At 59.3% G+C, this 19,641-nt stretch carries 19 protein-coding genes; 4 read left to right on the forward strand and 15 right to left on the reverse strand.

Annotation, left to right across the window (positions count from 1 at the left end; genetic code table 11):
- Positions 1–29: 29 nt before the first annotated feature.
- From murQ to murA, 3 genes are all read right to left on the reverse strand, one after another.
- On the reverse strand, positions 30–953 hold the full coding sequence (murQ, locus tag ACTJJ7_RS06250; protein ID WP_440966043.1) for an N-acetylmuramic acid 6-phosphate etherase: 924 nt from the start codon (positions 951–953) through the stop codon (positions 30–32).
- Positions 954–1,277: 324 nt separating this feature from the next.
- Entirely contained in the window at positions 1,278–2,159 is an 882-nt protein-coding gene (locus tag ACTJJ7_RS06255) for a BadF/BadG/BcrA/BcrD ATPase family protein (RefSeq protein ID WP_440966045.1), read from the reverse strand.
- Positions 2,156–3,412, reverse strand: coding sequence for a UDP-N-acetylglucosamine 1-carboxyvinyltransferase (gene murA, locus ACTJJ7_RS06260; RefSeq protein ID WP_440966047.1), 1,257 nt, complete (start codon positions 3,410–3,412; stop codon positions 2,156–2,158). Before murA ends, ACTJJ7_RS06255 begins: the two co-directional genes overlap by 4 nt.
- 341 nt (positions 3,413–3,753) lie before the next feature.
- On the opposite strand from murA, the gene ACTJJ7_RS06265 reads away from it, so the two are divergent.
- Entirely contained in the window at positions 3,754–4,611 is an 858-nt protein-coding gene (locus ACTJJ7_RS06265) for a MurR/RpiR family transcriptional regulator (RefSeq protein WP_440966048.1), read from the forward strand.
- A gap of 39 nt (positions 4,612–4,650) precedes the next feature.
- Here ACTJJ7_RS06265 and ACTJJ7_RS06270 read toward each other — a convergent pair whose 3' ends face one another.
- Genes ACTJJ7_RS06270 through ACTJJ7_RS06285 form a run of 4 tightly spaced genes read right to left on the reverse strand, consistent with a single transcriptional unit; the run spans position 4,651 to position 9,521 of the window.
- Positions 4,651–5,652 carry a TRAP transporter substrate-binding protein gene (locus ACTJJ7_RS06270; RefSeq protein ID WP_440966050.1) on the reverse strand — a complete coding sequence of 334 codons (1,002 nt, stop codon included), beginning with the start codon at positions 5,650–5,652 and terminating at the stop codon, positions 4,651–4,653.
- Between the two features lie 18 nt (positions 5,653–5,670).
- Positions 5,671–7,473 (reverse strand): TRAP transporter large permease, encoded by a 1,803-nt coding sequence (locus ACTJJ7_RS06275; protein ID WP_440966280.1) that lies wholly within the window; start codon positions 7,471–7,473, stop codon positions 5,671–5,673.
- Positions 7,474–7,532: 59 nt separating this feature from the next.
- The gene (locus ACTJJ7_RS06280) at positions 7,533–8,663 is read right to left on the reverse strand and encodes an LLM class flavin-dependent oxidoreductase (protein ID WP_440966051.1); all 1,131 of its coding nucleotides are present in this window, start codon (positions 8,661–8,663) and stop codon (positions 7,533–7,535) included.
- Positions 8,664–8,678: 15 nt separating this feature from the next.
- Positions 8,679–9,521 (reverse strand): ABC transporter substrate-binding protein, encoded by an 843-nt coding sequence (locus ACTJJ7_RS06285; protein WP_440966053.1) that lies wholly within the window; start codon positions 9,519–9,521, stop codon positions 8,679–8,681.
- A gap of 224 nt (positions 9,522–9,745) precedes the next feature.
- Between ACTJJ7_RS06285 and ACTJJ7_RS06290 the strand changes: the two genes are divergently transcribed.
- Positions 9,746–10,120: an ArsR/SmtB family transcription factor gene (locus tag ACTJJ7_RS06290; RefSeq protein ID WP_105734877.1), complete on the forward strand. Its 375-nt coding sequence runs from the start codon at positions 9,746–9,748 to the stop codon at positions 10,118–10,120.
- Between the two features lie 7 nt (positions 10,121–10,127).
- The gene (locus tag ACTJJ7_RS06295) at positions 10,128–10,757 is read left to right on the forward strand and encodes a glutathione S-transferase family protein (RefSeq protein ID WP_130272453.1); all 630 of its coding nucleotides are present in this window, start codon (positions 10,128–10,130) and stop codon (positions 10,755–10,757) included.
- 8 nt (positions 10,758–10,765) lie between these two features.
- On the opposite strand, the gene ACTJJ7_RS06300 is transcribed toward ACTJJ7_RS06295, so the two are convergent.
- Positions 10,766–11,509 (reverse strand): aspartate/glutamate racemase family protein, encoded by a 744-nt coding sequence (locus tag ACTJJ7_RS06300; protein ID WP_440966054.1) that lies wholly within the window; start codon positions 11,507–11,509, stop codon positions 10,766–10,768.
- Positions 11,510–11,531: 22 nt separating this feature from the next.
- Positions 11,532–12,161 carry a flavin reductase family protein gene (locus ACTJJ7_RS06305; RefSeq protein WP_105734874.1) on the reverse strand — a complete coding sequence of 210 codons (630 nt, stop codon included), beginning with the start codon at positions 12,159–12,161 and terminating at the stop codon, positions 11,532–11,534.
- A 125-nt stretch (positions 12,162–12,286) separates the two neighbouring features.
- On the opposite strand from ACTJJ7_RS06305, the gene ACTJJ7_RS06310 reads away from it, so the two are divergent.
- Positions 12,287–12,964 carry a GntR family transcriptional regulator gene (locus ACTJJ7_RS06310; protein ID WP_440966056.1) on the forward strand — a complete coding sequence of 226 codons (678 nt, stop codon included), beginning with the start codon at positions 12,287–12,289 and terminating at the stop codon, positions 12,962–12,964.
- A gap of 11 nt (positions 12,965–12,975) precedes the next feature.
- Here ACTJJ7_RS06310 and ACTJJ7_RS06315 read toward each other — a convergent pair whose 3' ends face one another.
- The 6 genes from ACTJJ7_RS06315 to ACTJJ7_RS06340 are packed head-to-tail and all read right to left on the reverse strand — an operon-like array spanning position 12,976 to position 19,592.
- The gene (locus ACTJJ7_RS06315) at positions 12,976–13,971 is read right to left on the reverse strand and encodes an ABC transporter ATP-binding protein (protein ID WP_105734872.1); all 996 of its coding nucleotides are present in this window, start codon (positions 13,969–13,971) and stop codon (positions 12,976–12,978) included.
- Entirely contained in the window at positions 13,968–14,942 is a 975-nt protein-coding gene (locus ACTJJ7_RS06320) for an ABC transporter ATP-binding protein (protein WP_425350468.1), read from the reverse strand. Before ACTJJ7_RS06320 ends, ACTJJ7_RS06315 begins: the two co-directional genes overlap by 4 nt.
- A gap of 4 nt (positions 14,943–14,946) precedes the next feature.
- Positions 14,947–16,443 carry an amidohydrolase family protein gene (locus ACTJJ7_RS06325; protein ID WP_130272455.1) on the reverse strand — a complete coding sequence of 499 codons (1,497 nt, stop codon included), beginning with the start codon at positions 16,441–16,443 and terminating at the stop codon, positions 14,947–14,949.
- Complete coding sequence (locus ACTJJ7_RS06330; RefSeq protein ID WP_440966058.1) at positions 16,440–17,633, reverse strand: amidohydrolase family protein; 1,194 nt, start codon at positions 17,631–17,633, stop codon at positions 16,440–16,442. The genes ACTJJ7_RS06325 and ACTJJ7_RS06330 overlap by 4 nt, the downstream gene beginning before the upstream one ends.
- A gap of 7 nt (positions 17,634–17,640) precedes the next feature.
- The gene (locus ACTJJ7_RS06335) at positions 17,641–18,600 is read right to left on the reverse strand and encodes an ABC transporter permease (RefSeq protein ID WP_440966060.1); all 960 of its coding nucleotides are present in this window, start codon (positions 18,598–18,600) and stop codon (positions 17,641–17,643) included.
- Positions 18,601–18,623: 23 nt separating this feature from the next.
- Positions 18,624–19,592: an ABC transporter permease gene (locus ACTJJ7_RS06340; protein WP_440966062.1), complete on the reverse strand. Its 969-nt coding sequence runs from the start codon at positions 19,590–19,592 to the stop codon at positions 18,624–18,626.
- Between the last annotated feature and the right edge of the window lie 49 nt (positions 19,593–19,641).

A 19,641-nucleotide genomic window follows, 5' to 3' on the forward strand; every position in this document is an offset into this window, starting at 1 on the left:
GTTTTACTTCCGGCGGAACCGGCATAGTCCTACACCGGCTTTGCATTTATCGCTTTTCGCAGAAAACCTCCTGCATCTTTTAGCGCCACCCGCGCTTTTTCCACGTCCATTCCCGTTTTGACCATCAATATCGCCAGTTTCACATCATTGTCTGTCTGATCGAGAGCCTGGCGCGCCTGCCCCGTGCTACAACCGGTTGCCTGCATGACAATCCGGGACGCCCTGGCCACGAGTTTTTTGTTGCTTGCATGAACGTCTACCATGAGATTCTGATAGCTCTTGCCGATCCTTATCATGCTGGCCGTCGTCAGCATGTTGAGAATGAGCTTCTGCGCGGTGCCGGATTTCAATCGGGTCGATCCGGTCAGAACCTCCGGGCCGACGACAGGAGAAATTGCGATATCGGCAATTCCGGCAATAATTGAATCCGGGTTGCAGGACAAGGCAATGGTCGCAGCCCCCAGCTGTTTGGCATAGTTCAATCCGCCGATCACATAGGGCGTGCGTCCGCTGACGGCGATACCGACAACCACATCCTGCGCCGTCAGGCCGATGTCCCGCAGCGCTTGTTCACCCTTGTGCGGATCGTCTTCGGCGCCCTCTATGGCCCTGACCATCGCTTCGGGCCCGCCGGCGATCAGCCCGACAACCAGGCCTTCGGGCACGCCAAATGTCGGCGGGCATTCGGAAGCATCCAGAACCCCCAAACGGCCACTGGTTCCCGCGCCCATATAGATCAGCCTCCCTCCGGCTTGAAAGGCGGTGACGACCCGGTCAACCGCCGCGGCGATATGGGGAATGACTTTCTCGACAGCCGACGGAACGCCTTTGTCTTCATCATTGATCTTCTGCAAAATATCAGCCGTTGGCAGAAGATCGATCTGCATCGTCTGCGGATTTCGGCCCTCGGAGACCAGTTTTTCCAACTCGGATATCAACGCCTGCTCAGTCATTGGCCAACTTTCGGGGGAACTGTTTTATGAGAATGCGATACCGCGAAGGGCCACGAGATGGCTTCGTCCGCGCATTGCATGAATTGTCTATTCCGCATCCGGAATGCGGCTGCTCGCTCCCTGCTGCTACAGTTCCCATTCTTTTTATATTAACTTTTTATGATTTATTATTCCTATTGTCAATATAAGTTTGGAATTATATATTCCTAATCAAGCGCGCTTGCCCATTGGCGGAAACTCGCGGGCACCCGCCTTCTGCGAGCGCCCGGCCGTGACTAGGCGGCGCTTACCAACGACAATGATGGGCAATGGTTGTCTGAAGTCTCAGCGCGATTTTCTCGCCAGAATGATCGCACCTGAAACCGCATCGCCATCAGCTGGTTTAAGGCGCCGGCGAATATCCGGAGCAAGCCATGGCTCCAGCGGCGTCGACAGCCCGCCGAGAAGCGTGACGCGGGGCGCACCCTTTTCGATCAAGGCGCGGACAATGGAGTCAATCTGTTCGGCCGCTCCCTGAACCAGACGCCGCCCCACCACGTCACCCTGATCCGCATGACGCATTACCATGGGTGCGAGCACGGCATAATCGGTCGCCGTCGCGCGATCCATCCATGCAACCACTTCCACCGGGTCATTCTGGAACCGCTGCATGACTTCGCTCAGCAATGCGCTCTGCTCGTGGCGGCCGTCAAATGCCCGCAAAGCGAATTGGACAGCTTTCAAACCCAGGTCCGCACCGCTGCCCTCATCGGATATTGGAAAGCCATAACCGCCAACCCGCAGATCGCGCCCCCCGGCAAAACCGAGGCCGATGGAGCCCGTTCCGGCAATGACAATCGCGCCATCCTCGCCGGAGTGAGCCCCCAGACAGGCCGCAACGCCATCGCTCGTGAAAGCGATGCTGGCAAACGGATGAGGGATCGCCCGAAGCGTCTCAAGCGCACCTTTGCGGCCAATGCCGGCAAGACCGATACCGGCATGTATGCGCGTGGTTTCCCGCTCCGTGAAACCAGCTTCCGCTATTGCCGAGGCAAAGGCGCTGGCGACGGAAGCCCAGGCTGCGTCCACGCCCAGACGGGTCGTCGCGGGACCGGAGAGGCCCTGACCAAGGATCGTACCAAAGCCGTCTTCAATGCGGGCGCGGCAGCCCGTGCCGCCGCCATCGACGCCAAGGAAAAACGGCTTTTCATGCATGGCGTCACTCATGAGCTAATCCGCTCGATATCCGCGCCACAGAGACGAAGCTTGCGATCCAGCTGCTCGTAGCCGCGATCCAGGTGATACACCCGGTTGATGATCGTCTCACCGTCACAAACGAGCCCTGCCAGAACGAGCGAGACGGACGCCCGCAAATCCGTCGCCATGACCTGCGCACCGTGCAGCGGTTCCCCGCCGCGCACCAGCGCAGTCGTTCCCTGCAATGTTATGTTTGCTCCCAGACGCATGAGCTCCGGGACATGCATGAAGCGGTTTTCGAATATGGTTTCACGCAGCAGCGATGCACCCTGGCTCCGGCACGTCAGTGCCATGAACTGGGCCTGGAGATCCGTTGGGAATCCCGGATAGGGCTCCGTGGTAATGTCAACGGCCTTCAGCGGCCCCTCCCGCGATACAATCAGGCCCCGGTCGCTGGGCCAGACGCTGACGCCGGCCGCTTCAAGCGCTTGTACAACCGAAGCGAGATGTTCCAGACGGGCATGGGTCAGCTCGAGCTGGCCGCCGGTGATGGCCGCCGCGATGGCATAGGTGCCCGCCTCTATCCGGTCAGGAATGATAGCGTGCCGGGCGGCGCGCCAGGTCGTATCGCCTTCCACAAGGATCCGGTGTGTTCCAGCACCTTCGATGCGGGCTCCCATCGCATTGAGGCAAGCGGCGAGATCAACCACTTCCGGTTCGCGTGCCGCATTGAGGATTTCCGTTTCACCTTTTGCTGCGGTGGCCGCCATCATGGCCGTTTCGGTTGCCCCCACGGATGGAGAACTGAGAACAATACGGGTTCCACGCAGCGAACCTTGCGCAGATGCAACGATGACGCCGTTCTCGATGGCAATATCGGCTCCAAGCGCGGCAAGTGCGCTGACATGCATGTTGACCGGCCGCGCACCAATCGCACATCCGCCCGGCAGCGAAACCCTGGCATGCCCGAAGCGGGCAAGCAGTGGTCCGAGAACCAGTATGGTCGCGCGCATCCGCCTGACGGTGTCATAGGATGTTTCTTTCGACACGACAGCGCTTGTATCGATGATTGCCGCATGCGGTGACCGGTCAATGCGCGCGCCGTGAAGCTGCACCACGCCCAGCATGTTCTCGACATCATTGACAGCAGGCAGATTGGTCAGTTCCAGCGGATAGGAGCTCAGCAGCGCAGCGGCGATTTGCGGAAGCGCCGCGTTTTTGGCGCCGGAAATGGTGACCGCACCTTCCAGCCTGTTTCCCCCGATGATCCGTAATCTATCCATGATAACCACTGCCTGATCCGAGGAGCATGAAAACAGGGCAGGCCTTGTGACCGCCCTCCCGACCCGTGGACAGCCATCCGGCACTGATTGCGCGGCCGCCACGGCGATGTACAAAAACTAATTGATCATTCCACCATGTCAATTGATTTAGGAATATATTATTCTATGCCTGAGTGTTGGCGCGCGCCGCGTTTTTCCGGCCTGCCTCTTGCGCGGTTGCCAGGAGTAGCCAGTGCTTTGAATTGACGGTAGGTATGTCATTTGAGCGAGCCTGAAGGCTCCGATTATTCCAGAGGTCCGCGCTCAGGCGCGTGCTGAACTGCCAACGCGCAAAGGAACGCATGTCTATACTGCAGAAAATCAATGCACAGTTGGACTCCATGGCGCCTGCCGATCGCCAGATCGGGCAGTTCATCATCGACAACCCCGATCAGATGCTGCGGCTGTCATCCGCTGCTCTAGCGGTGGAGACGGGCCGGAGCCAGTCCAGCGTCGTGAAATTCAGCCAGAAGCTCGGCTATGCCGGCTATATGGAGCTGAAGCTCGCCGTCAGCGAAGCCAAGGCGCAGGAATGGACGGCCCCGGCGGGAATGATCCACGGCACGATCGAAATAGGCGACAGCTATCTCGTCATCCTGCAGAAACTGATCGGCAGCAAACAATTGTCGATGCAGCAGACGGTTGCCGTCAACAATGAAAAAGACATCGGCATCGCTTTGGAAATCCTGCGCAATGCCCGGCGTATTCACATGGCGGGCGTGGGTGCGTCCTCGCTGGTGGCGCGCGATTTTGCCTATAAGCTGATGAAGCTCGGGCGCAACGTGCTGCACGACAGTGATAGCCATGTCCAGATGGCCAACGCTTCCACGCTTGGCCCCGACGACGTCCTGTTCGCTCTCTCCTATTCGGGCGACAGTATCGAGACGTTGCGGATTGCCGAACTTGCCAGCCAGCGCGGCGCGACCGTCATTGCCGTGACCGGCCTGAAGGACAATCCGCTGAGCCGCGTGGCGAACATCCGGCTTTACACTTTTGCCGATGAAGAGCGCGTTCGCTCTTCATCCATCACCGCGAGAGATGCGCAACTGACGCTCACCGATCTGTTGTTCATCCTGCTCATTCAGGGGCAACCGGATGCCCATGAATATATCCACAACAGCGAAGTGGCGGTTTCCGTTCTCAAGGCTGAGCGTCCCTAGCGATCCTCGACAGCCCATTCATACCGACATCCGTTTCGGTTACGAAACAGCCTGTATTGCCCTGATCCGATCGAGGCCTCCGACAATGGGAGCAAACTGCTCCCATACCCCCTGCGCGCCGCTTTCCCACGCCGCACGATTTTCCGGCTGGAGAATTTTACCCCCATGGTCCCCAGCGGCTTTCATCGATCCGGTTTCGTCCTCGACGATCAATTGGCTGAAATAATCGGCGCCGGCGGCTGACGCTTCAAGGAAGACCTGCTTCTGCTCGGCGTTAAGGCCGCTCCAGAACGCCGCCGAATAATAGACGACGCCGGATGCCCAGACATGGCCTGTCTCGGTCAGATAGGGCACGACTTCGTACAGCTTGAAACCCGCATAGGCCGATTTCGTCAGATCCATTGCGTCGGCAACGCCCGTTGACAAGGCATTGTAGGTTTCAGTGATGGGGATACCGATGGGCGTGGTGCCGAATGCCGCCCAGAGCTTGGTATGCAGAGGGCTCTGGATAACGCGGATCCGCTTGCCCTTGAGCTGCTCCGGTCGCGTGACAGGTTCCTTGGTCAGGAGGTGGCGCGCGCCGTAGTTGATATAGCCGCCGACGACAAAATTCTGCGCAAGAAGCTTCTCCTTGAGTCCCGTTCCCACATCTCCCTGCACGACTTTGTGCACATGCCCGGCATCGCGGAAGAGAAACGGCAGATCGAGAATCTGCAACTCGGGCACCCAGCCGGAAAGCCATGACACCGTTGACTGGCTGGCCTGGATCGAGCCGAGCCGCACGCCTTCCGCAACTTCCTTCTCGCCCCCGAGCGCGCCATTCCTGACGATGTTGAACTTGAACTGGCCGGGCAGTTTCGCTTCGACAAGGTCGCGAATTTTGAACCATATCCTGGTTTCCGGTTTGTCATCGCCAAACAGAGAGGCAACGGTAATCGTTCGGGTTTGAGCGGCGGCACGGCCGACAAGCGCGGGGGCCGCAAGCAATGCCGTTCCAGCGACGGCGACGGATTTGATGAAGGTACGGCGATGCATGATCATTGGATGGCTTCCTGATTTCTAGAAAATGATGGCCCAGGCGCAGATGATCGCCAGAGCTACAAGCAGTGCGAAGAGATAGGGAACAACAGCGCGAAACAGCGCCGATGCCGGCAGACGCGTGACACCGCTGACGACAAAGATCAGCATGCCGAGCGGCGGCGTCAGCCCATGGATCATCAGATTGACGACGATGATCACGCCGAAATGAACGGGATCGATACCGGCCGCCACCGCGGCAGGGAGCAGGATCGGGCCAAACAGAAGTATTGCAGCCCCGATATCGAGCACCAGACCGACGACGAGCAAAATGAGATTTGAAAGCAGGAGCACGGCAATTGCACTTCCGCCGAGCGCGGAGGTCAGGTTCGAGATAAGCCCGGAAACATCGTCCACCGCCAGCAGGAATGCAAACGGCCCCGCGGTTCCAATCAGCAGTCCGATGGCCGAAGCTTCCGTCGCCGCCTGTCGGAACGCGCTGAAGAGCGAACCGAACCGCAGACGCGCCCCGATCCCGAGAAGCAGGGTATAGATCGCCGCAAGCGCCGCCGCTTCCGTCGTCGTGACGACGCCCATGCGGATACCGACAACGACGATGATGCCGAGGCCAAATGCCGGAATTGCGCCGATGGCGGCATTCCAGCGTTCTGCCCTGCCCGCACGCGGTTGCGGCTGTTGCTCGCGAACGGTGAGGTGGATGGCAACTGCAAGACAGACGGCCATCACACCACCGGCAAAAAAACCGCCGACAAGCAGCGAGCCCACCGAGAGATTGGTCGCCGCGGCCAGGATCAGGAATGCGACGGACGGCGGTATGATGTTGTCGAGAACAGAGGTGGAGGCGATGATGGCGGCAGCCTGGGCCGGCGGGTAACCGCGCTTGACCAGTTCGGGCTGGAATGTCGATGCACCAAAGGCCGCATTGGCAACCGATGAACCGGACGCACCGGAAAACAGCACGCTGGTCAAAAGTGTCGTCTGCGCCAATCCGGCGCGGCGATGGCCGACAAGCGCCGATGCAAATCGCACCAACTGATTAGCAACACCCGATGCGGTCAGCAATCCGCCGGCCAGCAGGAAGAACGGAATGGCCAGAAGCAGAAATTTTGACATTCCGGTGACGGTAGAGGCGACAACGGCGGGCTCGGGCAATGTACTGCCAAAGGCAATCACGACATAGGCCGCCGCAAGAAACGCGTGCGGCAGCGGCGCAGCCACGACCAGACCTATGGCGGCGATCAATCCCAGAACGATGCTTGGAGGCCAGTTGAAACCCAGATCAAGGTGCGGAACAGCAAAGTAAAGGGCGGCCCCGATCATGCCGGCCGTGACGATCTGCACCGCTTTGCCGTCTGCCAAGCGTTGCAGCAGCACAGCGGCAAGCAACAATGAGCCGCCCGCGCCGAGGAAGCCGAACCGTATCCACTCCGGCAGCCCCAATGTCGGTGAAACGCCGCCGAGCATTGTCATGATCTCGCTGCTGCCGAAGCTCAGGATAAGTCCGGTCAAGACGGTAAAAATATCGGCGATGGCATTGGCAACAATCCTGCCGGATGGAGGCAACAGATTGGCAAAGACGTCAAGCCGCATGGCCAGGGCGCTGTTCAGGCTGAGAGGCGCACCGAAGGCGATGAGCGCAACGTGCAGCCCCACCGACAGATCCTCCGATCCCATGAAGCCGGCGCTGAAGACGTACCGCAGCACGACCGTTGCCAGGACAACCGCGAGCAAGATGGCGAGCAAAGCGGCACAGAGCCAGCCAAGCACGGCCTCCAATCGCTTGAGCAGTTGGCTTGAAATCCGGGCAAGCCCTTCACCGGGCAGAGGTTCTGTGGTCTCGATAAGGGTCACGTATCTGTCTCTTTCGCTCAAGTGGCAAAAACTTATGCGGATTTGGCACTGCCCAGGTCTTTGTCGAACAATGTCGACCAGGTGAAATGTTTCGCCTGCGAAACCTCTCGCGTCACGTCGAGACGCGGCAATACGAGTTCGCCGAAGCGATATGCCTCTTCCAGAAGCGGCATCCCGGAGAGAATGAACGTGTCGACGCCTGCCAGCCTGTAAGCGTCCATCGTCCGCAGAACGGTATCAGGAGAACCAACAATGGCGGTCCCGGGCCCTGGGCGGACGAGGCCGATTCCGGCCCACAGATTGGGCGCTATTTCGAGATCGCGCAGATCGTCCGGTTTGTGGCCGCCATGCAGTGCGCTCATGCGTTGCTGACCGACGGAATCGCTCTTGGAAACAAATCGCTGGTTGGCAGCGATCGCAACGGCATCCATGCGCTCATAGAGATCATTGGCCGCATCCCACGCCTTGGCATCGGTCTCCCGCACGATGACGTAGAGCCTGATCCCATACTCGAGCGTCCGGCCGAGCCGGCCCGCCCGCTCCTTGACCGCATCGATCTTTTGCCTGATCTGGTCGGGTGTTTCGCCCCAGGAGAGGTATACGTCGACATGCTTGGCTGCAACGTCGAGCGCCTTGTCGGACGAACCGCCGAACCAGAGTGGCGGCGGGGCGATGCCGGTTCCAACGGGAAGGGCGAGTTTGGCACCCTCCGTTGAAAAATACTTGCCCTGATGGGTCACGCTTTCGCCGGCAAAGAGCCGATGCCACAGGGTGAGATATTCGTCCGCCATGTCATAACGCTGGTCGTGCGGCAACGTCATGCCATAGGCACCCAGCATTTTGGCATCGCCCGAGACAACATTGATAAGCAAGCGGCCGCGCGAAAATTCCTGGAACGTTGCCGCCATTTTGGCCAGCAGCGTTGGCGCAATCAGACCGGGATGCACCGCCACCAGAAATTTCATGCGCTCGGTATAGGGAAGAAGCGCACCCGCCAGCACCCAGACATCGTGAGCTCCGGTTGCAAAAAGTGCTCCGGTATAGCCGAGATGATCATAGGCCTGCGCCAATTGCCGGTAATAGCCGTAGTCGACCTGACGCGAACCTTCCGGCTGCCAGGGATAGGCACCATCCGGTGCGCACATGTACCAAAGTACGTTCATGGCATTCTCCTCCGCTCAGACGCTGCGGGCCAATTGTCCAAGGCGGACGGGGTTCTTGAAATATCCATGGCGATACAGGGTATCGGCCTCTTCCTGCTGCTCTGCGATGATGTCCGCATCGGCCGCCACAACGCTGAAATCCCGGGATCGAACCACGCGCTCCCACGCATCAAGGTCGGCATCGCCGGCGCCGTTCGCGACAAGCCGTTCGGCAGCAATGCGCGTATCCGCTGCCACCTCGCGGCCGATACGGGACAACTCCGCGACAATCCGCTGACGCGTTTCCCGGGACAGCCGGCGATCGTCCGTCGTCCAGAACAGGGAGCGGTTGGGAATTGTCGAGCCGCAGCGCGCAATCAGACGAATGTCGCTGCGTTCCATCGCCTTTTCCAGACGTGGCGCCATGGCAATCCAGGCATCCACACGTCCTTCAAGCAGGGCTGGCAATGAATCTGCGGCCCCGGTCTCAAGGCGGCTGACATCCGGCAGCCGCAGCCCTTCGCCTTCAAGGGCTCGCGCCAGAAGATAGGTGTGAAACGAGCCGTCGATCAGGGAAATGCGTTTTCCCCTTAGATCGGCAATGGAACGGATCGGGCTGTCCCTGGCAACGAAAATACCGCCATTGGCTGGCCGCGGCGCGGATGCCGCGATGTAGGTGACATTCCAGCCAGACGCTTCGGCAGCAATCGGCGGCGTCGATCCGGTGCCGCCAAAATCAATCTGACCATTGCCGATCAGTCTGATGGTATCACGGCCTTCGTTGTAATTGACGAACTCCGGCTCAAGCCCCGAAAAAGCATCGGGCCAGGCCTGCGCGAGACGCAAGTGCAAATTGCTCGGATGAACGCCGATTTTCATGCTGATGTTCCAATAGGGTTGAAATGACTGCAGAAAACAATTTATATTTTTATATATTGTTCAGGAAAGGCAGCCATCCCAATTCACGCAGAGCGGCGAGACAAGATTTCCAATGGCTGGGGAAAAGAGAGAACAATTTTGCATTCTTGCCGGAGGCTGGTTTTGCGCATTGAAAGCGAAGACACCTCAATCTATCTTTTTATAAATGATGAGGGACACCAGTCATGGCAAAAGCGATTTCGTCCAAACTCTGCCGCAGCGTGGGAGATGCAAGCGAGCTGCTCAAGCACATTGCCAATCCCAACCGCCTTTCGATCGTGTGCTATCTGATGGAAGAGGAAAGCTCCGTGTCACATCTTGAGGAGGAACTCGGCATTCGCCAGCCCACACTTTCCCAGCAGTTGAGCGAATTGCGTGATGCCGGCATTATTGAAGGGCGGCGTGACGGCAAGACCATTTACTACCGTGTCGCCGACCGCAGGATTGAAAGACTGGTGCAGACACTGCGCGACCTTTTTTCCGGGCTGGATGATGTTACCGGCAAGCATTCCATGAAAAATTCCGGCGGCCTCCCCGTCGATGAAATGATGTTCGACTGAAGCCGCCGTGATTGACCTCTACACTTGGATCACCCCCAACGGATTGAAGGTTGCCATCGCGCTGGAGGAGTTCGGGGTGCCCTACCGCATCCATACCATCGACATCACCAAGGGAGAACAGTTTGCCGCCAGCTATCTCGATATCAATCCCGGCGGGAAAATACCCGCGATCATTGACAATGAAACCGGTATCAAACTCACGGAATCGAGCGCAATTCTGCTCTATCTGGCGGAAAAGACCGGAACGTACCTGCCGCATAAGGGCGTTCTGCGCGTACAAACCCTGGAGTGGCTGATGTGGCAGACCGGCGGACTGGGGCCGACGCTGGGGCATGCGCATCACTTCCTGACCTACCACGAGGGGGAAGCCCCGTTCGCAGAGGATCTTTTCCGCAACGATACCCGCCGTCTCTACGGAACATTGGACGCGCGACTGGCTGACCGGCCTTATCTGGCCGGCAACTATTCGATAGCCGATATGGCGGCGTGGCCGTGGGTTTCACGTTTCACGCGTCACAAAATCGATCTGAATGATTACCCCCACGTGAAACGGTGGTATCTTCATATCGCGGAACGGGAAGCCGTCCAGCGCGGCTATCGCGTGCCCCATTTCACGGGAGCGGTGCCGCTGCCCTGATACGGCGATCACGCCAAATTGCCAACCTGCTCCATGCTGGACACAGGGGACGGCGACTTGACCCGGGGGAAATCATAACCATTCACCTTGGATGTCTTGTATCCCGCCCCGACCAGCGCCTCGGCAACCTTGACGGCTGCCGTGACGCCGTCAATGACGGGAATACCGGTCGCGGCGCTGAGCCGGTCACACAACAGGGACATGCCGGCACAGCCAAGAACGATCGCTTCCGCGCGGTCTTCCTGCTTCGCCTTACCGATCTCCATCACAAGCAGACGCTCTGCCTCGACCGGGTCTTCATCCAGTCCCAGCACCGGCAGATTGATGGCGCGCACATTGCGGCAATGGTGGTTCGCGCCGTAAGCGCTGACCAGATCTTCGATGATCGGGATGGAGCGGGGCAATGTCGTGATCACCGTGAAGCGCCGGCTGATGGTCATCGCGACCTGTATGGCCGCCTGGCAGATGCCGATCACCGGACCCCGCGCAATCTCCCGCGCCGCATGCAAGCCGGGATCATCGAAGCAGGCAATGACATAGGCGTCAACGCCTTGCGCCTGCCCTTTGCAAATCTCGGAAAGCATGGCCGGAACGGCCATGGCTTCGTCGGCCCCGCCCTCGATGCTCACCGGCGTATCCACGGGGTTAACCGCGGTGATGCGCGTTGTCGGATAGGCCACCCGGACGGCACTTTCCAGAACCTGGGAAGTCATGGACGCGGTGGAATTTGGATTGATGAGAAGAATATGCACGGTCGAGTTCCTTCAGCGCCACTCAGTCGCGGCGGGATTTGATAAAATCGGCAATTGGCGGAGGCGCCAGAACGAACTGTCGATCGGAGGTGATGTAGTTATCGGCGTGGAGACGGGCGATGGGTTGATAAACGTCCGGATTGACGTAGCGCCCCTCCGCATCAAGGCAATCACGGCGCACATGCATGTGGACGACTTCGCCAAGGACAAGCACCCGCTTCGGAAATTCGATCAGGCGCTCGACGCGGCATTCCAGGGCGCAGGGAGCCGTGGCCGCATAGGTGGCATCGATCTGGTTGCATGCGGCTGCCTCCAGACCAGCCATTTCCAGCTCGTCCACCTCACTGTCGAAACCCAACCCGCAAATAAGCATCTGCTGCGCCATGCTCATGTCGACCATATTGACGGCAAACTCACCCGTACGGCGGATATTGGCGATCGTGTCTTTCTCTTCCCCCGACGGCCGTGGCTGTACGCCGAGGATCAGAATCGGCGGATCATGCGAGAACACATTGAAGAAGCTCATGGGAGCCGCATTGCTGTGACCGGCGCTTGACCGGGTGGTTACCAGGGCGATTGGCCGTGGGCCGATAAAATTCGTCAGCAGACGATATCGGCTCTCCGGCTCAAGCGCTGTAAAATCAAACTGCATTCCGACTCTCCCGTTTCGCCATATAGTATACAATTAATAGCATTATTGTCTACAATCATGCAGACAAAACGAGTTGACATTTTCCATTTGATCGCGATTGTCTGTCACGATCGGGAGACAGGTACATGACTGAACAAGCAGGGGCTTCAACACAGCAGATTGTTGAACGGGTATGGCTTTCCATTGCCGAGCGCAGGCTTCGACCCGGCGTGCAACTCAAGGAAGGGCAACTGGCGGCGATCTTCGACGTCAGCCGCGCCCGCATCCGCCAGGCACTGGCTGCACTTGAACGGGATGGACTTGTCACGATCATCCCGAACCGCGGCGCATTTGTCTGCCAGCCTTCGGTGGACGAAGCCCGGGATGTCTTTTTTGTGCGCCGTGCGGTCGAACGCTGCATTGTCGAGCGGCTTTGCAAATCAATCTCCAAGGTCAATGTCACGCGGCTGCGAACCCATGTTTCCAAGGAACGAACCGCCAATGCGCAGGATAGCACGACCGATATCATCAAGCTGTCAGGCGGCTTCCATCTCTTGCTTGCAGAGGTCGCGAATTCGGACTTCCTTTTCGCCACGATGCGCGATCTAATCGCAAGAAGTTCCCTCATCACGGCGGTCTACCGCAACACCAATCGCTTCAATTGCGGGCCGGACGAACACGCCGAAATCGTCGACGCAATCGCAAACGGCGATCTTTCCAAAGCAACAGGGCTCATGGAACACCACCTTGAGCATGTGGAGTCCGAGCTCGATCTGAGCGAAATCCGTGATCTTCCGTACGATCTGCGCTCGGCGCTCGCCTGAACCGCTGACCATCACCGTGCTGCATGTGCAACCTGCTCTTCAACCAGGTGGCACGCCACGCGCGTGCCGCCCGAAAGGGTGCGGACCTCGGGCACCTCGGCCGAGCAACGCCCGATTGCAACCGGGCAGCGCGGGTGGAAAGTACAACCGGATGGCGGTTTGAGCGGGCTCGGCACCTCACCCCCGCCAACGACCCGGTCCCTGTTCGGCTGCTGCACGTTGGGGATCGTCTGCAGCAGAAGCCGCGTATAGGGATGCCGTGGATTGGCAAACAGCTCTTCCGTATCCCCTTCTTCGACGATACGCCCGAGATACATGACCGCAATGCGATCCGACATGTGCCTGACAACGCTCATGTCATGGCTGATGAAGAGATAGGTAAGGCCGAGTTCGTCCTGCAGTTTGCGCATGAGATTGAGAACCTGCGCCTGCACCGACACATCGAGCGCAGATGTCGGCTCGTCGCACACGAGGAATTCCGGCTCGCTGGCGAGTGCCCGGGCGATTGAAATGCGCTGGCGCTGGCCGCCCGAAAACTCATGCGGATATTTTTCACCATCCGAAGCCGACAACCCGACGGTTTCGAGCAGTTCCTCAACGCGTTCGGTAATTTCAACCGAGGTTTTGAGCAGTTTCATCTCGCGCAACGGCTCGGCAACGATGTTCTTCACACGCCAACGGGGATTCAGCGAGGCATAGGGGTCCTGAAAGATCATCTGTACCGAAAGCGGTGCCCCGTTGCGCCCCGGCGCAAAGCGAAGTTCGCCACCGCTTGGCCTGTGCAGCCCGGTTACAAGGCGTGCAACCGTTGATTTGCCGCAGCCGCTTTCTCCGACGATGCTAAGGCATCCACCGGCGGGTACGGTAAAGCTGATATCATTGACGGCCTGCAGAAGCTGCCGCGGTTTGCGCTCGATAACCCGGCTCAGCCACGGTGCCGAGACATCGAATGTCTTGACAAGGCGTTCGGCGGTAAAAGCCGGCTTTTTTTGTCCGGTCCCGGTCATGCGGTTCCTCCCGCGTTGAGCCAGCAGGCGCTTGCGCCATCGCCCGCCGGCATGAGTTCAGGTTGCTCTCGAATACAGCGCGGCCCGACCGATTTGCAGCGCGGATTGAAGGCGCACCCATCTGGAATCGCGTCGAGCCGGGGCATGGATCCGTCGATCTGGTTGAGCCGCTCCACGCGGGCAGCAAGTGCCGGAATGGAAGCCATGAGACCACGGGTGTAGGGATGTGATGACGCGTGCAGCACCTGGTTGACCGGGCCAACCTCGATCAGCCGGCCGGCATACATGACCGCCACCCTGTCGGCTGCTTCTGCAATGACACCCATGTCATGGGTGACCAGCATGACGGCCGTGCGCTTCTCCTTGCATAGCCTGCGCAGCAGCGAAATGATCTGCGCCTGAATGGACACGTCCAGCGCCGTGGTCGGTTCGTCGGCGATCACCAGCTTGGGCGCCGCCGCAAGTGCCAGGGCTATGACCACTCTCTGCCGCATTCCACCGGAAAACTGATGCGGGTAGTGGTTGACCCGTTCGTCCGGGGAAGGAATGCCGACCTCTCCAAGCAATTCGATCGCCCGGGCCTTCGCCTGCGATTTGCTCATGTTGAGATGCTGGCGGATCGTCTCACCCAGCTGGGCTCCGACAGTGAACAGCGGATTGAGCGAGGTCAGAGGATCCTGGAAGATCGCGCCGATTTTGCGGCCGCGGATTTTTTCCATTTCATAGTCATCAAGCGTGTCGATCCGGCGTTTTTCCAGCCAGATTTCGCCGCCGCTGATATGGCCGGGGCGCTCAAGCAGCCCCTGGATGGCCAGGCCGGTCATCGACTTGCCGGCGCCGGATTCACCGACCACACCGAGAATCTCACCCGCCCGGATGTCGAGGCTCACATCCGAAAGCGCGGCCACCGTCCCGTGGCGACCGGGAAATTCCACCGTGAGATTGCGAACCTCAAGGATGGGCTGATCCATTGTTTCACCCATGTGCGCTGCTCTCTATTGGATAACTTGGAGGGAATATTTCGGCGACCGGCGGATGTGCCCAGCTTCGCTCAGGATATTTGGCAATCAACCCGTCAAACTGTTTCTGTATCCGTTCCCGGGCAGACGCCATATCGATGCCGGCCACCTCACCGAACAGCATGGAAGGACGCCCGTCGACAAAGGCCGCCCGCGTTACCTTGCCCGATCCGCCGGCAACAAGCGTTGTGATCGGATCGATCGATGGCGCCATGATCGCATCGTCAAGGCCGAACACCGCAATATCCGCACGCGCGCCCGGTGAAAGATGGCCAAGGTCAGTTCTGCCGAGCGCCCGTGCACCGCCAAGCGTCGCCGCATCGAAAAGATCAGCGCTGCGCACCCGGTCCGGCACCCCGTCATTGATACGGGATGTGATCAGTCCGACGAGCAGATTCATCAACATGTCAGCCGGTGCCGTGTCGGTACCCATCGCAATGTTGATGCCGCGGTTGCGGCATGCGGAAAAAGAATTCAGCGTGTTGCCGCCGCGGGCAGACACAAGCGGGCAATGCACGATCGACACGCCATTGGCCGCATAAAGACGCAGATCTTCATCCGTTGCATTGGTTGCGTGCGGCGCAATCAGCCGCTCGCTCAACAGTCCCGATTTTGCGAGCCAGACCGGTGCAGTCGATCCATGCAATGCGCGGACCGTCTCGACTTCCATGATGCCTTGCGCCATGTGCAGGCGGATCTTGCAACCGAGTTCGCGTGCGACCGCATCGGTGCGTTGCAGCAATCCGGTTGTGCAGGTCTCAACACGGTCCGGAACAAGCATACCCCGCACGAGATCGTCATGACGCCCGCTCTGCCGTTCGATGAAGCGCGCGGCATCTTCCAGGCCGCGCAAACCGCGTTCCTCATCGAACACCGGTCGTATCTGGCCCGGACTTTCAAGAACCATGCCGCCTGACCGGTAGGCAGGACTGAGATAGACCCGCAGGCCGAGGTCTCCCGCCGCATCTGCAGCCGCGTCGAATTCGGCTACGGTCTCACCCCATTCGCGATAGAACAGCGATGCGATGGGCGCGGCGGTGGTTATGCCGTTCAGCAGAAGCTGACCGAAGGAAAACCGCTTCTGGAAGGCCAGCTCTTCGGGCGTGTACATCTCATAGGGACCGGCATCGACATAGCTGCGGGGCCAGACCCGCCCCTTGGCCCAACCGGGATGGTTGTCGATACCGAGGATCGTCGTGTCGAGATCGGAGAGTGCATCGAGGTCGATGAACCCTGGACTGATCAACGACGTCCCGAAATCGATACGGCGTGCCACCTCACCCGGAAAGTCGTGTCCGGCGAACAGAATTTCGCCGTTCTCGAACACAACTTCTCCCTTGTGGATAAGGCGATGGGTTCCGTCACGATGGCCGAGCACCCAATCGGCAGTCAGCAGCGTGCGCCCCTCGGGTCTGCGGCCAAGCGTCAGTGTCTCAAATCCGGCTCTTGTCATGGCATGTCCACAATGGCTTGGCCTTGCCGTGCCGTGACACGTCCGCCCTTGATGACCAGCGGACGCGGGGCAATGTCGACAACCGCATGCGCCAGGGTTTCACCCGTCAGAAGAGTCAGGTCGGCCGCACACCCGATCTGCAGACCATAGCCCTCGATCCGCATCACATCAGCACCGCCCTGCGAGACGATATGCAGAACATGCTCAAGTTCGCGATCTTTGCGCAGCCCGTTCTTCATGCCAATAATCTTGGCCCTGTCGAGCATGTCGGGCTGACCCCACGGCCCCCACGTATCGCGGATACCATCGCAGCCGCCGCCAACGCGTATGCCGGCTTCCTTCAGCCGCATGACCGAGGGAACGGTGGCAGATGGCGCGCCGGTGGTGAGGATCGCCACGTCGAGCGCCGCGAGTTCATCCATCAGCTTTCCGACGCGCAGATAGTCGTTCATGCCAAGCGCGAATGCATGGCTTATGGCGACTTGCCCCTGCATGCCGTTTGCGCGGATGCGTTCGAAAATGAGCTCCATGGTGAATGCACCGAGATCCCCGACCTCGTGCAGATGGATATCGATCGGCCGTTGATGTTTGACGGCAAGCGCAAATATCGTGTCGAGCTGGCCCTTCGGGTCGCGATCTATACCGCAGGGGTCAATGCCTCCCAGCACCTCACAGCCTTGCCGCAGAGCCTCATCAAGCAGTTCGGCAGTGCCGGGCATGACCATGACACCGGACTGGGGAAAGGCGACGATTTCGATATCGATGATACCCCGCAGTTTCTCGCGGGTTTCCCAAACGCCTTCCACGATGGACAGGCCATGGGTCGGATCAATGTCGACGTGGCTGCGGATATGGGTTGCACCATGCGCCGCCAGCCCGATCGCATGGCGCATGGACTGCCGGTGCGGATCAATGCCGATCGCACTGCGGTTCTCGCGCTCAAAATCAATGCGCTCGCGCAGCACCGCCGCCCGGTTGTTCTCGTGCCACGGCATGCCCCATGTCGTCTTGTCGAGATGGGTGTGGGCGTCAATGAGACCCGGAATGACAATGGAATTGCCTCCGTCCTCGACCGGCATGCCAGGCTCCGGCGTAAATTGACCGAAAGCAGCAATCTTCCCATCCTTGATCAGGATATCACAGCTGTCGCCAGCCATGGGCCGTACGTTACGCAGCAATAGATTGGTCATGTGTCGTCTACCTCAATTTCGGGTTTAGGGCGTCGCGCAGCCAGTCGCCGAGCAGGTTCACCGCAACAACGAGAAGGCAAAGCTGGAGCACGGGAAACAGCACGATCCACCACGAGCCGGAAAACAGGAACTGGTTGCCGATGCGGATCAAGGTTCCGAGCGACGGCTGGCTGGGTGGCATGCCTATGCCGAGGAAAGACAGCGTTGCCTCCGTCAGAATGGCCATGCCGAAGTTCAATGTCGCCGCCACCAGGACCGGTGTGAGCGTGTTGGGCAGGATGTGGTTGGCCATGATCCGGCGGGCCGGCACTCTGATGAGCCTGGCTGCGTGCACATAGTCCTTGCCGCACTCCACGATCGTCTGGGCACGGACCGTGCGCGCATACTGAACCCATGCGGATAGCGCGATTGCAAACACCAGCACGGCCGACGCACCCATTTCCCGCAGCTCTGCGGGAAGCATTTGCCGAACGACCGTCGAAACCAGGATGGCCACGAGAATGGTGGGGATCGACAGGGTGACATCGCCGATACGCATCAGAAGATTGTCGACAAAGCCGCCGAAATAGCCAGCCACCAGACCGGCACTCATGCCGATCAGCAGGGACAGGGCGACCGACGCTATGCCGATGAAAATGGAAATGCGTGTCCCGTAAAGGATAGCCGAGAGCATATCGCGGCCCTGCGTGTCGGTTCCGAGCAAATAGGGCCATTCACCGCCCTGCTCCCAGATCGGCGGCAGCTCCGCCTTCCACATGTCCAGCTGTGCCCCGTCATAGGGGTTTTGCGCCGCGATCAACGGCGCAAACACTGCCGTGAGGATCAGGATTGCCAGAATGACGGCGCCCGCGATTGCCACCTTGCTGTGGGTGAACGACCACCAGAGGTCGCTGTTGCGTATGCGCTTGAGAAGCGGCGCTCGCGCAGGCCTTGGTACTTTCGGTGTGTTCGATACATCTGTTGTCATCGGACAGGACCCTAACTTCGGGGCTAGCGTGTGCTGCGCAGACGCGGATCGATGACCGCATAGGCGATATCCACGAGCATGTTCAGAACAACGAAAATGAAGGAGATGATGCACAGATATGCCGCCATCACGGGGATATCGATGAATGTCACCGCCTGGATGAACAGCATGCCCATGCCCGGCCACTGGAAGACGGTTTCCGTGATAAGCGCGAAGGCGATCAGTGAGCCGACGTTCATCGCGGTCATGGTGACAACAGGCATGAGGCAGTTTCTCAGCGCATGGCGGAAATAGATGCGCCAGCGGGGAATACCCCTCGCCCGGGCGAATTTAATGTAGTCGGACCGGAGCACTTCCAGCATCTCGGCCCGCACCAGCCGCATGATCAGGGTGATCTGGTAAAGTGACAGCGCGATTGACGGAAGAATGAGAGCAGCCCGTCCCGACGATGTCAGCAACCCGGTCGACCACCAGCCAATTTTGACGACGTCGCCTCGTCCGAATGCCGGCAGCCACCCCATGCTGACCGAGAACACCAGGATCAGCAGAATACCGACGACGAAGCTGGGCAAGGACACGCCGACAATGGAGAGGAACTGGAGGCCCTCCGTATACCACTTGCCGCGCTTGATTGCCGTCAGAACGCCCAGAGGAATGCCGAACACCAGTGAAATGAGCGTTGCCACCAGCACCAGTTCCAGGGTTGCGGGAAACCGGTCGGCGATGAGCGTCAGCACATCCTGGCCATTGCGATAGGAGATACCGAAATTGCCCTCAGCCGCGTGGACAACAAAGCGGATGTACTGGGTGGGCAGGCTATCGTTGAGACCCAGGCGTTCGCGCAGATTGTCGCGATCCGCCTGCGTCATCTGTTCATTCGCCATAAGCTCAACCGGATCGCCGGCAAGCCGGAAAATCAGGAAGGCGAGCATGGCTACTGCGAGCATCACCAGGATTGCGTTTGCCAAGCGCCTCACAATAAAAACCAGCATCTGTCGCCTCCCTTAATTCTGTCTGCCTTGAACCCGTCGCGGCAAACCG

Origin of the sequence: Phyllobacterium sp. 22229, assembly GCF_052056495.1 — a bacterium.
GTDB lineage: Bacteria > Pseudomonadota > Alphaproteobacteria > Rhizobiales > Rhizobiaceae > Phyllobacterium > Phyllobacterium myrsinacearum.